Source organism: Nitrosospira multiformis (assembly GCF_003050865.1).
GTDB classification, from domain to species: domain Bacteria; phylum Pseudomonadota; class Gammaproteobacteria; order Burkholderiales; family Nitrosomonadaceae; genus Nitrosospira; species Nitrosospira multiformis_E.
This window is the reverse complement of record NZ_QAOK01000032.1, coordinates 22,665-36,539: the sequence shown is the minus strand read 5'-3', so window position 1 is coordinate 36,539 and position 13,875 is coordinate 22,665. Positions and strand designations below refer to the sequence as shown.

Genomic DNA, 13,875 nt, shown 5'->3' with positions numbered 1-13,875 from the left:
CGCAACCTGGCTTGCCGGAACATTTGAAGATCGAACCAACTGTACCGCTTCCTGCTTGAACTCCGCTGCGTATTTCCTTCGCCTTGCCATGACACACCTCCTGACTCATTATCAGCCTTTTTAGATGTGTCCGTGAAACCGGGGGAAAACCCGAAGAAGAAAGGGATAGATAAGGGTAGGGGCTTGTTCTGCCCTGCTAAAAACACAATAAGTAGGAAATAAGCTGATAGCAATACAAGTGTCAGATATCAATAATGATTGACAAGACTAGCTTGCCTAGTCCCTTCGATAGGAAGACAAGCTTCCGGATTCTATGCATTTCTGCTAGATTTTATTTTGTTGCAATGCACTATACAGAAGGCACCCCTGCCCCCCTGCTACCCCCTTGTTAATAAAAGATTATTGGATTGATTGTATGATAAACCGATACACAATCTGTGCACAGTGAGTGTCTAATTTCAGGTTATAATTACGATTGCAGTACAATCTTCTTAAACCTTAAAGGGTTGATAGCAAAGAAGAAGTTCACCGCCCGGATGGTGAAATTGGTAGACACAAGGGACTTAAAATCCCTCGGGCTTAACCGCCCGTGCCGGTTCGATTCCGGCTCCGGGCACCATTAAATCAATAACTTATATACTTAACCAGGCTTTATCTACTGATTTATTATTTCCCATTGGCACACAATTGGCACACTCTGCTAATTGCTCATGTCTGCTCATCATACTCCCCAGAAGGGCTCACACCTTAGACGTCATGAAGACGGGAATGACAAATGCCTTGCCATCATTTGTTTGTCACCGCCTTAGTACCTAAGTCCAATTGGTTGTCGGGCGATAGCAAGCCTAAAATAAAATGCTTTAACGTACGGCTTTGTCTTAGCCGTATTGTTGGATATGTAATTATCGATCCCAGCTGTGCTCGCCCTCGTCTGCCAACAAGACAAGTCTCTGGTAGAGAGGGGGGAAGTTATGTGCTGGGAAACGGTTTCCTAAAAATAATTAAGCAGTTGCGATATATGGTGGAGTCAATTCTTGAAGACAAACATGTTGGAAAGAAATATTGAGTTTGTGGAAGAGCTGGACGCCGAGCTAGATTTTGCACAGACACAGCATTTCTCAGAAGCAGTACTTCACTCTGCTGATTGGACGGTAGAGACGGTCGTTTCCCAGCTAATGAGGGGAAATATCGAGATGAATCCCCGGTTTCAAAGACGGGACGCATGGTCTATAAGGCGCAAGAGTTCTTTTATTGAGTCGCTTATTCTCGGTCTCCCTGTGCCTCAGATTGTTCTAGCAGAGAAGCAAGGTCAGCGAGGAAAGTATATCGTTCTCGATGGAAAGCAGCGGCTCTTGTCGCTTTTGCAGTTCACAGGAAATGCCGAAGGTCCTCACAACAAGTTTCGCCTCCAAGGACTAGAAGCAAGAGTAGATCTGACTAAAAAGAGATTTGAAAATTTACAAGAACCTGCTTTTGAAGACGATCTGAATGCCTTCTTGAATTACACAGTTCGAACAGTGGTGATCCGAAACTGGCCTAACTATGACTTTCTTCACCTGGTTTTCCTCAGATTAAACACTGGTAGCGTCAAGCTGTCCCCTCAAGAATTGCGTCAAGCAATGTTCCCAGGCGAGTTTTCAGACTTTGTTGATGATAAAGCGGTGACCTCTGAGCCTCTGCATATCCTTCTTGGCTGCCAATCAGATCCGAGAATGAGAGATGTCGAACTTTTAGTTCGGTTCTTGGGATTTCATTTCTTTCTATCAGAGTATGGGGGGCGAATGAAGGATTTTTTAGATTTAACGTGTGATCGCTTGAATCGCGCTTGGCATGATCAACAGCCAAGAGTAGAAGCAGCCGTTGAAGCCTTTAACAAAGCAGTTTGCGCGCTTATTGAGATATTTGGAGAGAACCGTGTTGCTCGAAAGGCGAACTCTGCATCTTTCAATAGGGGAATTTTTGATGCCCTGGTATTTTATGCCGCCAATGACATTATTCGGGCAGCAATGGAACAAAAACCAGAGGCAGTTCTCGCTGCGTATGATCGGATAGTTTCTAATCAGGCCTTTCTTGACGCCTCTGAAAGCAACACTTCAGGTGTGCCAAATACCTTCTCGCGACTTTATATGTGGGGCAAAGAGCTGAGTGGTGCCATTGAATGCAGTTATGAATTGCCAAGCCTCCGCGATGCGACAGAGAACGACCAAAATTTTAAAATGAGAATTTCTTTTGAAGGCTTCAGGATGTGACCTATGCCTTCGGAGCGTTTTTTGCAATTGCAAGATCAGCTTAGGCTCTTGCGCACTCATCTCTTGCCCGATCAGTTTGACCCTACTGGAACTTATGATAACTACGAGTGTGTAGCCATTCAGTCTCTGGCCTACAGGGTTCTTGCACATGCCGAGATCGAATCCTTCTTTGAGGATCGAGCTTTAGAAGCGGCAACTCTTGCGCATTCAGCGTGGGAAAGTGGCAGACGCGTATCTCACATCGCCTTTTGTTTATTAGGGTTTAGTGGAAGGGAAATGTCATTACCACCACCGACCCTTGAGGCGCCTACAGATAATAAGCGTAAGACATGGCCATCTCTCGTGGACATCGACAAAAGACTTCTTCCTGTGATATCTGATTTTCATCAATTTATAAGAAGTGGCAATCATGGAATTAAGGAAAAAAATCTGCTATCAATGCTCCTTCCTATCGGGATCGAGCCTAAAAAGATTGATTCAGCCTTTTTAGCTGAAATGGAATCGTTCGGAGCCCTACGTGGTTTAGCAGCTCACACCTCTGGCAAAATGACCGCCAAGCAGGGAATCAACCCGGCAGAAGAGTTAAAGCGAGTAGAATCTCTCATGCCGGGAATCGAATTTCTTGATACAGAAATAAACACACTAATAGTTGGGATTCCACTTGCGACATAAAAAGCTTGCTTATGTCTGCTACCCCATCCTCCGTAAACCCTTTACCAAAGTTGGTCTCTTAAGGTGGAGAAGTGGTTTCAGAAATGCTTTATTCCGCAAAATCGATCTTTTAATCAACTGTTAATTGCTTTGTTGCTCTTATTGTACCAATAGTGTGACAATTTTTCAGTTTTAAAAGAAAACATAACCATAATATATGGTTATGAATATAATCTAAGGGATTACATATCCCTTGGCTTAACCGTCCCTATGATTCGACCTCCGCCATCAGCCCAGAAGAAATATGGAGACGCCAAGAAAATCGTAAAGGACGCAGTAGACAGCCTTAAGTTTAGCCTTTCAAATATTTCCCCTCCCTAACCGGCCTCGGCAGGTTTTTGTTTATTGATTCAGTCTTTAATCCTTCTTTTTCTGAGGAGACTCCTCGTTCGTGCGCTATTCGTGAAAAATACGAATAAACCAATAGAACTTCCTCCCAAAGCTTGAATAGGGGGGATAAAACTCTTCTTTTTCGCTTATCACCTCCTGTTTCACGCAACCATACTTTCTACCACCCTTCCCAAGCACTGATCCGAATCAGCAGGCCGAAACCTGCGGCTGTATTGCCAGTTATCAGCGATGAGTTCTTCTACCCCCTTTCCGCAAGGGGGTGGTAACAAGGTCGCAGTACCTTCGTGGCGGAGGGCGGATCGAAATCAGCAATTAAAAACGCAGCGCAACGTACCACCAAACATCCAGTTGATATCTGACATCAGTCAGCTCAAGCAGTCAGGATGTTTCTAATGTTCGTCAATATTACCCAGGTCCGCGTTGCGAAGGATTGATAGCCGTTGACCCAGTAACGGTCTTATCGGCACATTTCATCGCTCAATCGGCAAAATCATTTATGCAATACGGGTAGCAAGGGCACGACGAGCCTCAAAATATAATCTAAAGGGAGATAAAAATTGAAAATCAAGTTCCTATCCTGGATTGGAAGCCTCCTGTCCACACTAGCTTTGCTCGTGCCGCCGGTTTCTTCGGCAGCCGAACAGGTAATCATTGATCAGGGGGCAGAGTGGACAGCTTCTGCCCGAAAGGATTTCTATAGTCGCGATCAGGGCTCTCGTATCATGCCGCTGCGCTGGATATCCGCCTTGAAGCAAGCAGACGGCCAACCGTTCATGGCTGAAAGCCTGGGCCGATATGGCTACCTTCCCAATAAGACCAGCAAACCAGCTGGATTACCCGTGGGATTCACCGTTGCAAGTGGAAGCGAAGGACAGGAAATCGGCATGAATTGCTCTGCCTGTCATACGCGTCAGATCGAGGTCAACGGTACCGCATACCTGATCGACGGCGGACCGGGAATCGTCGATTTCCAGAGTTTTCTGGCTGATCTCGATGCCGCGGTGAAAGCCGTTTTGACGGACAAGCAAGCGTTCACGGATTTTGCACGCGCCGTCCTTGGCCCGTCAGCAACCTCGAAGGACAAGGAAAAGCTGCAGAAAGCGGTGAAAGCTTGGTATTTACCCTACCACACGTTGATCGAGCGCGCACTTCCGGCAAAACCCTGGGGCCCGGCACGGCTTGACGCGGTATCGATGATCTTCAACCGACTGGCCGGCCTCGATATCGGTTCTCCACCGACGTATATGATTCCCGAAAACATCCAACCAGCCGTTGCACCGGTACGCTACCCATTCCTCTGGAATGCCTCGATCCAGGATAAGACACAATGGCCCGGTTTCGCCAGCAATGGAAATGATATTCTCGCCCTCTCCCGAAATCTCGGTGAGGTTTACGGCGTATTTGGAGTTTTCCACCCTAAAAAGGATAAATGGCGTCTACTGGGGGTTGATTACTTGGCCAACAATTCGGCTGAATTCCAGGGTCTGGAGGCATTGGAAGATCTGGTAAAAAAAATCAGCCCCCCTAAATGGCCATGGAAGATAGATCAGGCATTGGCCGATAAAGGCAAGGAAATCTTCGCCCGCAAGACCGAGCAGGGTGGTTGCGCGGATTGCCATGGCATTAAGCCAGGGCAAACACGGTTTCGGGATCGCAAAACCTGGGCTACGCCCCTCATGGATGTCGGTACGGATTCCAAAGAATATGAAATACTTGCACGGACTGTTAAGACAGGTGTGCTTGAAGGTGCGAAGATTCCATTTCTCGCCAGCCCGCTCAAACCCGTGGATACGGCCTTCAATGTCCTGGGAACATCCGTTCTCGGCTCTATCCTCCAGCACTATGTTCCCGTGCTCATGAAAACTGAAGAGGAAGTTGGAGCGAAGAGCGCGCAACCTCCCTTCCCGCCAGAGACAGAGTCTCTTCGAGAGGCTTTCATTGCGCGCCCGGTCGAGGCCAAGCCGTCCTATCCGTATGAATCACGCGTCCTCCAGGGTATCTGGGCTGCTGCTCCCTATCTTCATAATGGATCAGTTCCGACATTGGCAGAGTTGCTGAAGCCTGCGGCTGAAAGGATCAGTTCGTTCAAGATTGGTCCGGCTTACGATATTGTCAATGTAGGACTGGCCGCCCAACAGAATAAATTCGACTACACGTTGGAAACTACGGATTGCAGTGATCGAAATTCCGGAAACAGCCGTTGCGGCCATGAGTTTGGGACAAAGCTTTCGGCTGAAGAGAAAAAAGCGCTGCTGGAATATCTCAAAATACTTTAGCCCATCTTATCGCTCATTTCCAAATCCATATCATCTTCTTCTCTTATATTCCGGGGTTCATCGCGCTTCCCTTACCGTGTGATGAACCCTTCTCTTCTGGCAGCAATCAATTCCTCGAAACCCTAATCCCCCTCAAGCGAAAGTGAGAGCGTTTTTATTAAGAGAACATGTACTTAAGTACAATTTATTCCCACCTGACCACGGCCTAGAATGCAATCATGCAATCCGTAAATTATCTCGCGTTCACATCCTTGGAGGAAAAAATGAAACTTGCGATGGCGCTCCTGACAGGAGGCTTTTTCGCACTCTCATCGGGAGTTCAAGCACAGCATTCTGGCATCGAACATAAGTACAACGGTTTGCAGGATTTGCAGCGCCCCGGACATGCAAGGTACGAACAGATGCTGCTGGAACAGCAGCAGTTGCAAGCGCTGCAGGAGCAGAACGAGCACCGGCGAAGAGATCACCTCCGCTCGCAGCGGTTACGAGCAGCAAGCTCCTGGGGAGGGCACAGGTTTCGACTCCGGGCATGGGCCGCTGCCACCCTTGCCAAGGGCTCATAATCCCCTGATCGTAGTTTCAATTCCAGCATAAACAACAATAGATTGGGGAGTTACAAGCATCTACTTGTAACTCCTTTTTATTTTCTGATAATGACAATGGATATCAAGGCTCGCGTATGGAATAATGAGGAATAATGAAGCAGATGTAAGCAAGACCATTAAAAGGGCAACAAGTAATCTGCGATTGGGGTCAGGTGAGGGGGAGAATTCGCACTTGGGAAATTTACATGCGCATCATGTCCGTCCTGATACATCGGTAAATGGTGCCCGGCATAAGAAACCTCGGTACTTGAAAGAAGGTCGACCGCTCTGCTTCTGGCCTTGTTAGCTGCGTTAGGGGTATCCTTCCCCGCCTGAAGCACCGTACACCTGTCCAGTTGCGTAGCTTGATTCCTGCGACGCGAGAAAGACATACAGGGGGCCGAGTTCCGCCGGTTGGCCGGGGCGCCCAAGCGGAGTCTCCTTACCGAACCTGCTGAGATCTGCCCATCCAGCCGTCTGCAACGGGGTCCAGAACGGTCCCGGCGCCACCGCGTTCACCCGTATACCCTTCTCGGCTACCTGCTTTGCCAGCGATTTTGTGAAGGCAACGGTGCACGCCTTTGTCTGCGCGTAGTCGAGAAACGCATCGGATGGATTGTAAGCCTCAACAGAGCTTGTATTGATGATCGCCGCTCCGGGCTCAAGATGCGGCAGGGCGGCTCTAGTAATCCAGAACATGGCATAGACGTTGCATTTAAAGGTCGAATCGAACTGTTCAGTCGTAAGATCGACGATAGAGGGCTGCGCGGCAGCCATGGCTGCATTATTGACAAGGATATCCAGTCCATCCAGCTCCCGGACGGCGTTGGCCACAAGCCTGGAGCAAAAATCCTCGTTCCGGATATCGCCAGGGATCGCGACCGCCTTTCGCCCTTCCACCCGGATAAGGTTCACGACCTCACAAGCGTCGGACTCCTCAACAGGGAGATAGTTGATCGCGACATCGGCACCCTCACGTGCAAAGGCGATGGCAGCGGCGCGGCCAATGCCCGAATCGCCACCGGTCACAAGTGCCTTTCTACCCACTAGCCGGCCCGAGCCCTTGTAGGTTGTTTCGCCGTGATCAGGCCGCGGTATCATCTTGCTTACAAGGCCGGGAGGCTCCTGCTTTTGCGGCGGGAAAGGGGGAATAGGGTATTGCGTTCTCGGATCCTGTTTACGGGATTGGCTGGGCCCTTGTAGCGAGCCGGGAGGACTTTCTTGCTGCCCTTGCTGCGCGAAGGCCGGGTAGACAAATGCTGCGGCAAGGCCGGTTGTCATGCCGCCCACAAACTGGCGCCGTGCGGCGCTGGCGTTGTCTTCTGGTTTCATATCTGTTCTCCTGAGAAAATTGCTGGGACAGTTTCCGATCAGTTTTTGCCAGTTCCGGGAGCAATCCGGAAACAGTTTCGTTGCGAACCGATATCGAACAAAACCACGAAAACAAGCAATAATTCATCCGATGCGGATATACGGGACTTCTCTTTTCATATATTCCATCCGTGCATTAGGCACATTCAGGTATTTGATCCCCATCATGATGATATGCCGTGCAGGGGTATCTGATACTCGATGCACTATAGTCTCGCTCAAGCGCCGATGAGCACTTGGTCGGGCTCGGCGAATACCGCTAATCGCTAATGGAAGTTTTCCCTAATTAGCGTGGATAGGTCTGTTGATAACTGCTGGAGCTTGAGTCCCAGCTTAGGTTTCCTGCACTGATCAAAGTTATGGCATCAAGAAAGATTTGCTCTCTCGCTAATGATCCAAAAAATATACGATCTAACGGAGTGCATGGACTGTACGGTACGGTAGCGAACATATTTCTCATTCAGGGATTGTCAGAATGCGCTCAGACCTGAAGATGAGGTCTCTTTTTAACTGATATATAGGAAGTAAAAAATGGCAACTGGGACAGTAAAATGGTTCAATGAGGCAAAAGGATTTGGTTTTATTACCCCTGTTGACGGCAGTGAAGATTTATTCGCACACTTCTCCGCAATCAACATGTCCGGCTTCAAAACGCTCCAAGAGGGACAAAAAGTAACGTTTGAGGTTACGCAAGGCCCAAAGGGCAAGCAAGCATCAAACATTCAAGCTGCGTAAGATTGGATTGCACGCTGGGCGGAATATTCGTGCCAGCGTGTAATCCTATTATAGAGTTCCCTGATTCGTATGCTATTTCTATTTGACTGACTGGCGCTCAGCCAGATCAGGGAGAGCGCACGCAATAACTCAAGGCTCGGAGCAGATTGCCGCAATAGCCAAAAGAGAACGAAAACTCAGTTGTTTTTGTGTAATTGCTTTTGAACGGTGAGCAGAAAAATCATTCTTCTACCTCACTGCTCGAAAGGCGAGCGAATGAGTTAGGGGTTACGCGCCACCACCCCATCCGGCGAATTTAATAAACGAGAAAAAACGGCATCTATGCCCTTCGATTTCGGCTCCGAGCGCTATCCTCAATCCTTGAGGATCACCAGGTTCCCTTACCTTATCTTACCTTGGAAACAAAGAAAGCCTGTTTACAGCCAGCTCTCAAAATTATTCCATTCAGTTACTCGGCAGCAGATGTTCAGCCTATCCTGACGCCGCTATCTTCGCAGGAAAGAAGACGACGACGCCATGCCATCATGCTCACCATCGCTAAACCGGCCAATAGCATCGCATAGGTTTCGGGTTCTGGTATGGGAGCCAGGAAACCGCGAATCTCCCCGCCTGGAAACTCGGGCATCGTATGAATATTCGCGTACGCGCGGCCATCATTTATTCCCCCAACCAATGCGTCGAAGGCGCCTTGAGCAGTTCCGCCATTCGCGTTCAGGAATGGCAGATTGTAACTCGACGCATCCAGCATATTAAAGGTGTGATCGTAATCACCTGCCATGACTCCGGAGGGAAAGCCAGTAAACGTGGGACTTACGGTGGCGACTCCCGCCAGTCCCTCATGCGGCGTGGTTGTGCAGCAGTGGATATGCGAGGCGGAAACATTTCCCGTAAGTCCGCTGAAGCTCTCTTCCACGCGCATCGTCCCCGCATCCTGATTAATGGTGATCATTGCCGTACCGATACCTGGAGAAGAGTTCGGCGGATCCTCATTGGGACCGGTAAGGTTCGCTGTATAAACCGTGGTTTGCGCAACAGCTGGCATAGCTACTGCCGCCGTGAGCAGACATCCCGCAGCCAAAACGTTGAGTTTCATGACTATCCTCCTTTAAGATTGAATTCCAGCGCATCTCAATCCCAGATTAACAGCTAGAGCATCGCCCGGCGAAATACCCCCGATCCGGGAACGCTACCTAAATATAGTACATATCAAGGAGGGCCTCTCAATAGGAATAGGCCATTTGGTTGTGCGAGTACCCAATGGACGCCTGCAGGGACTTACGCCACCTGCTGATCCACATATTCGGATCATAAATTTCCTGCTGCCCACCGGTCTTTCCCTGGATGAGTCGTGAACAGGGTTGTCGGATTAAAAGATATTTTTCACATGAGGTTCATAGGGGTATATTTGTAACTCCCTGTGCAATAGAAAACTTCAGTATCACCTTTTCGAATCCTTGCAGGTCATATGTTCAAAAAGCTGACATTTAAAAACCTGACGATCAAATCACGCCTGATCTTTACCCTTTCCTACCTAGTCGCCTTTTTGCTGGGAATGGGAATGATTGGTTTGTTCGGCATGAGCCATGCAATAGACGGACTGAGGACTGTCTATCATGACAGAGCGATTCCGCTGAGCCAGGTGGGATATATTGAATCACTTTTGCTGCAAACCCGGCTCGCCGTCACATCTGCGCTGGTAATACCGACGCCTGAAATCATCAGGGACAAGACCGCAAAGGTTGAGAAGAATATTGCGGAAATCAATAAAACCTGGGAAGAGTATATAGGCACTCGTCTGACTCCCGTGGAAAAAAAGCTGGCGGCTAAATTTGACGCAGATCATCGTAAATATGTGACCGAGGGCCTCTTGCCTGCAGCAGCCGCGTTGCGCGCCAATAAAATCGGCGAAGCAAACAGGATACTTGTGGAAAAGATCCGCCCGCTGTACCTGCCAGTAGGCGAAAGCATAGACGCCCTTGTTTTGCTGCAGGTCGATGAAGCAAAGAGAGAATATGACCAGGAACAGAGTCGGTACGAGACAATCCGCGCCATTCTCATCGCTTCGATAATCGTCGCCCTGCTGCTGGCGGTGGTGTTCAGCCTCATGTTCATCCGTGCGATTTTTCAGCCTCTTGAGAACGTCGTCCGAATCTCCCGCGGCGTGGCAGCAGGGAATCTGAAGCAGGAAATCGAGGTTCATCCGTCGAATGACGAAATCGGCCAATTGACGGAGGCCGTGCGGGAAATGCGCGACAGCCTGGTGGAAACGATCGGCCAGGTTCGCGCCAGCGAAGCAAATACACGTGCCTTGATAAATAACCTGATTGTGGGTGTAGTCTCCGTTGACGAAGAGGGCGCGATCCAGACCGGCAACCCGGCAATGGAATGGATCTTCGGTTATTCCGAAAGTGAGTTGATCGGACAAAATATCGGCTTCCTGTTCCCCCGGCCTGAACACGGTCAACTGACGGATTACTTTAAGAATTACCAGGAAAATACAAAACTGCAAGTGCCCGGAAAAACGAATGAGGTTATAGGGTTGCGCAAAAACAGTGCAACGTTTCCCCTGGATATTTCTGTGACTGAGATGCATAGCCAGGAGCACCGGATGTTCGTCGTCATTCTGCGTGACATCAGTGAACGCAAACAGGCAGAGGAACAGAAAGCGATACTGATGGCCGAACTGGAAAGCGCCAATGAAGAGTTGAGAAGTTTCGCATATGTGGTATCACACGATTTGAAAGCACCGCTGCGCGCAATTGGCGCACTTGCAGACTGGCTCTCTACTGACTACCTCGATAAGTTCGATGATGAAGGCAGGGAGCATATGCGCCTCCTTGTCAGCAGAGTCCACCGTATGGGGAACCTGATCGACGGTATCCTGCAATATTCACGTGTGGGGCGGGTCAGAGAAGCGCCTGTAGAGGTGAAGGTCGATGAAGTCCTGCGTGATGTGATAGATTTCATTGCCCCTTCGCCAAATGTTACCATTACCGTCGAAAATACATTACCAAGCATAGTGATAGAGCCAACGCGCATCCAACAGATATTTCAGAATCTGCTTTCAAATGCCATCAAATACATGGATAAGCCTCAATGCGAAATTCGTATTGGCTGCGTTGCGGAGGGCCAACATTGGAGGTTCAGCGTCAGCGATAATGGCCCTGGTATCGAATCCCGTCATTTTGAAAAAATCTTTCAGCTTTTCCAGACGCTTGCGCCAAGAGACCGGGTAGAAAGCACCGGGGTTGGGCTCACTCTGGTAAAAAAAATCGTGGAAATGTATGGTGGCAATATCTGGGTGGAATCCACGCCCGGTGAGGGTACAACTTTTTTCTTTACTCTCCCTAAAGCAGTAGCAGTCGCAAATTCAACCAAAGGAACAGCAGCGTGAAAATAACTAATAGACCCATTCTCCTGGTGGAAGATGATCAAGTAGATAAAATGACGGTCGTTCGTGCTCTAAAAGAGATTCACGTAACGAACCCGCTCGTCCACCGGGAAAATGGTGAGGAAGCTGTTCATTATCTCCAGGAGCCGGCAAGCGAAAAGCCGTGCATCATTTTGCTAGACTTGAACATGCCCATCATGAACGGTCTCGAATTCCTGAAAGCGGTTAAAAATGATGACAAGCTGAAGCGTATTCCCATAGTAGTTCTGACTACATCAGAGGAACAGCAGGATAAGATAAACAGCTTCGACCTCGGTGTGGCCGGTTATATGGCCAAGCCGGTGGATTATCGTCAATTCGTCGAAGTCATGCGTTCCATCGATGCTTACTGGACCATCAGCGAGATGCCATGATAAAGGCTCAATCAACTCCCTGATTTTACGAAAGCCCATCCACTTATGACCAAACCCCTGATTCGCGTTCTACTCGTCGAAGACGATGCCGTGGATCGTATGGCGTGTCGACGTGCCCTTGCCCGGGACCCGGACTACGAGTTCGTGCTTTCCGAAGCCGAATCAGGCCGGGAGGGATTGCAACTTGCCTATGAGCAAAAGCCGGACTGCGTCCTGCTCGATTACCACTTGCCGGATGTGAATGGTCTTGAGTTTCTGGCGGCGCTGACCGACGAGAGTGGCGATGTCTCCATCCCGGTCATGATGCTGACAGGTACGGACAACGCTACCATTGCGGTAGAAGCAATGAAGCGCGGGGCGAAGGATTACCTGATCAAGGACCTGGAGCACCAATACCTTGAATTATTGCCCGCCATTATCCAGCGTGTACTGAGCGACCGGCGGATGCGGCTGGAAAAAAAGCAGGCGGAAGAGAAACTCGCCCAGGCGGAGGCCAAATATCGCTCCCTGGTCGAAACCATTCCGGCAATCGTTTACATTGCTGCACTGGATGGGAGCAACCGTTTCCTCTTCGTCAGCTCCCGTATCAATATGCTTGGTTTTTCAGCAGAACAATGGTTGAACGATCCGGCCATCCTGCTTGCACAAATTTATCCGGATGACCGGTCGCACGCACTCGAGGAACGGGCAAAAAGCCGCGCAACGGGTGCCCCTCTGCGTTGTGAGTACCGTTTGCTTGCTCAGGATGAAAGAGTCTTATGGTTCCGCGACGAGGCGAATGTCGTGCGGGATGAATCGGGACGCTCACTGTTTCTGCAGGGTATCCTGGTTGATATCACTGAAAGCAAACAGGTAGAAGAGGAGTTGAAGCAGCATCGTTTTCGTCTCGAAGAACTCGTGGCTAAGCGCACCGATGAACTGGCGCGGGTGAACGAGGAGCTGCGGCGCGATATTACTCACCGCAAACTGATCGAAGAGGAACTGATCAAAGCCAAGACAGAGGCGGAAAAAGCCAATCTGGCAAAATCAGATTTTCTTTCCAGCATGAGCCACGAATTGCGCTCGCCGCTGAATGTCATGCTTGGTTTTGCCCAATTGATGGAATCGAGTTCTCCGCCGCCGACATTCACGCAAATGACCATGCTCAAGGAGATCAATTCTGCAGGATGGTATCTGCTTGAACTGATAAACAAAATCCTCGATCTCGCCGCAATTGAATCCGGCAAGCTGATTGTTGCGCAGGAACCGATGTGCATCGGAGAGGTCATGGTCGAGTCCCGGACCATGGTCGAGCCGCAGGCCCAGGAGCAAAACATACAACTGATCTTTCCGCCATCATCGGACATGGGCTTCTTCGTTCAGGCCGACCGAACGCGGGTGAAGCAGGTTCTGATCAATCTTCTTTCCAACGCAATCAAATACAACCGCGAGGGTGGCACAGTCGAAGTGAGTTGCTCTATGACACTGTCCGGACGTCTCCGCGTAAGTGTGCGCGATACCGGGACGGGATTGCCGCCAGAAAAACTGACACAGCTTTTTCAGCAATTCAACCGGCTCGGACAGGAAACGGGGTCTGTGGAAGGCACGGGCATTGGCCTGGTAGTGACGAAACAACTGGTTGAACTAATGGGCGGGACAATCGGTGTGGAAAGCACCGTCGGTGTCGGCAGTGTGTTCTGGTTTGAACTCACCGTCGATGGAGCTTCCGAGGCTGCACCCGATGCAGATAAAAACGAAGAACTTAGTACTGAAGGTTAAGATTAAGATAGCACCCCTCTCCTCTTTCCCCTGACC

10 protein-coding genes and 1 tRNA gene are annotated in these 13,875 nt (G+C 49.5%); 9 read left to right on the top strand and 2 right to left on the bottom strand.

Annotation, left to right across the window (positions count from 1 at the left end):
• The first annotated feature begins 530 nt into the window (after positions 1-530).
• The 5 genes from C8R21_RS13445 (at position 531) to C8R21_RS13425 (ending at position 6,150) form a co-directional block, all read left to right on the top strand.
• A tRNA-Leu gene (locus tag C8R21_RS13445) sits at positions 531-619 on the top strand.
• A 415-nt stretch (positions 620-1,034) separates the two neighbouring features.
• Complete coding sequence (locus C8R21_RS13440; protein WP_146162500.1) at positions 1,035-2,249, top strand: DUF262 domain-containing protein; 1,215 nt, start codon at positions 1,035-1,037, stop codon at positions 2,247-2,249.
• A gap of 3 nt (positions 2,250-2,252) precedes the next feature.
• Positions 2,253-2,921 carry a hypothetical protein gene (locus C8R21_RS13435; protein WP_107763159.1) on the top strand — a complete coding sequence of 223 codons (669 nt, stop codon included), beginning with the start codon at positions 2,253-2,255 and terminating at the stop codon, positions 2,919-2,921.
• A gap of 947 nt (positions 2,922-3,868) precedes the next feature.
• Positions 3,869-5,587, top strand: coding sequence for a di-heme-cytochrome C peroxidase (locus C8R21_RS13430; protein ID WP_219906672.1), 1,719 nt, complete (start codon positions 3,869-3,871; stop codon positions 5,585-5,587).
• A gap of 263 nt (positions 5,588-5,850) precedes the next feature.
• The gene (locus C8R21_RS13425) at positions 5,851-6,150 is read left to right on the top strand and encodes a hypothetical protein (RefSeq protein WP_146162499.1); all 300 of its coding nucleotides are present in this window, start codon (positions 5,851-5,853) and stop codon (positions 6,148-6,150) included.
• Between the two features lie 333 nt (positions 6,151-6,483).
• Here C8R21_RS13425 and C8R21_RS13420 read toward each other — a convergent pair whose 3' ends face one another.
• The gene (locus C8R21_RS13420; RefSeq protein ID WP_107763157.1) at positions 6,484-7,503 is read right to left on the bottom strand and encodes an SDR family oxidoreductase; all 1,020 of its coding nucleotides are present in this window, start codon (positions 7,501-7,503) and stop codon (positions 6,484-6,486) included.
• Positions 7,504-8,073: 570 nt separating this feature from the next.
• Here C8R21_RS13420 and C8R21_RS13415 point away from each other — a divergent pair.
• Complete coding sequence (locus C8R21_RS13415; protein ID WP_074709327.1) at positions 8,074-8,277, top strand: cold-shock protein; 204 nt, start codon at positions 8,074-8,076, stop codon at positions 8,275-8,277.
• Between the two features lie 466 nt (positions 8,278-8,743).
• On the opposite strand, the gene C8R21_RS13410 is transcribed toward C8R21_RS13415, so the two are convergent.
• Entirely contained in the window at positions 8,744-9,370 is a 627-nt protein-coding gene (locus C8R21_RS13410; protein WP_107763156.1) for a CHRD domain-containing protein, read from the bottom strand.
• Between the two features lie 372 nt (positions 9,371-9,742).
• Between C8R21_RS13410 and C8R21_RS13405 the strand changes: the two genes are divergently transcribed.
• From C8R21_RS13405 to C8R21_RS13395, 3 genes are read left to right on the top strand one after another with little or no spacing between them, the layout of a single operon-like run.
• A complete protein-coding gene (locus C8R21_RS13405; RefSeq protein ID WP_107763155.1) occupies positions 9,743-11,671 on the top strand; it encodes a Tar ligand binding domain-containing protein in 1,929 nt (642 codons plus the stop codon).
• A complete protein-coding gene (locus C8R21_RS13400; RefSeq protein ID WP_107763154.1) occupies positions 11,668-12,081 on the top strand; it encodes a response regulator in 414 nt (137 codons plus the stop codon). The genes C8R21_RS13405 and C8R21_RS13400 overlap by 4 nt, the downstream gene beginning before the upstream one ends.
• 45 nt (positions 12,082-12,126) lie before the next feature.
• Positions 12,127-13,839 carry a hybrid sensor histidine kinase/response regulator gene (locus C8R21_RS13395; protein ID WP_107763153.1) on the top strand — a complete coding sequence of 571 codons (1,713 nt, stop codon included), beginning with the start codon at positions 12,127-12,129 and terminating at the stop codon, positions 13,837-13,839.
• Positions 13,840-13,875 lie beyond the last annotated feature (36 nt).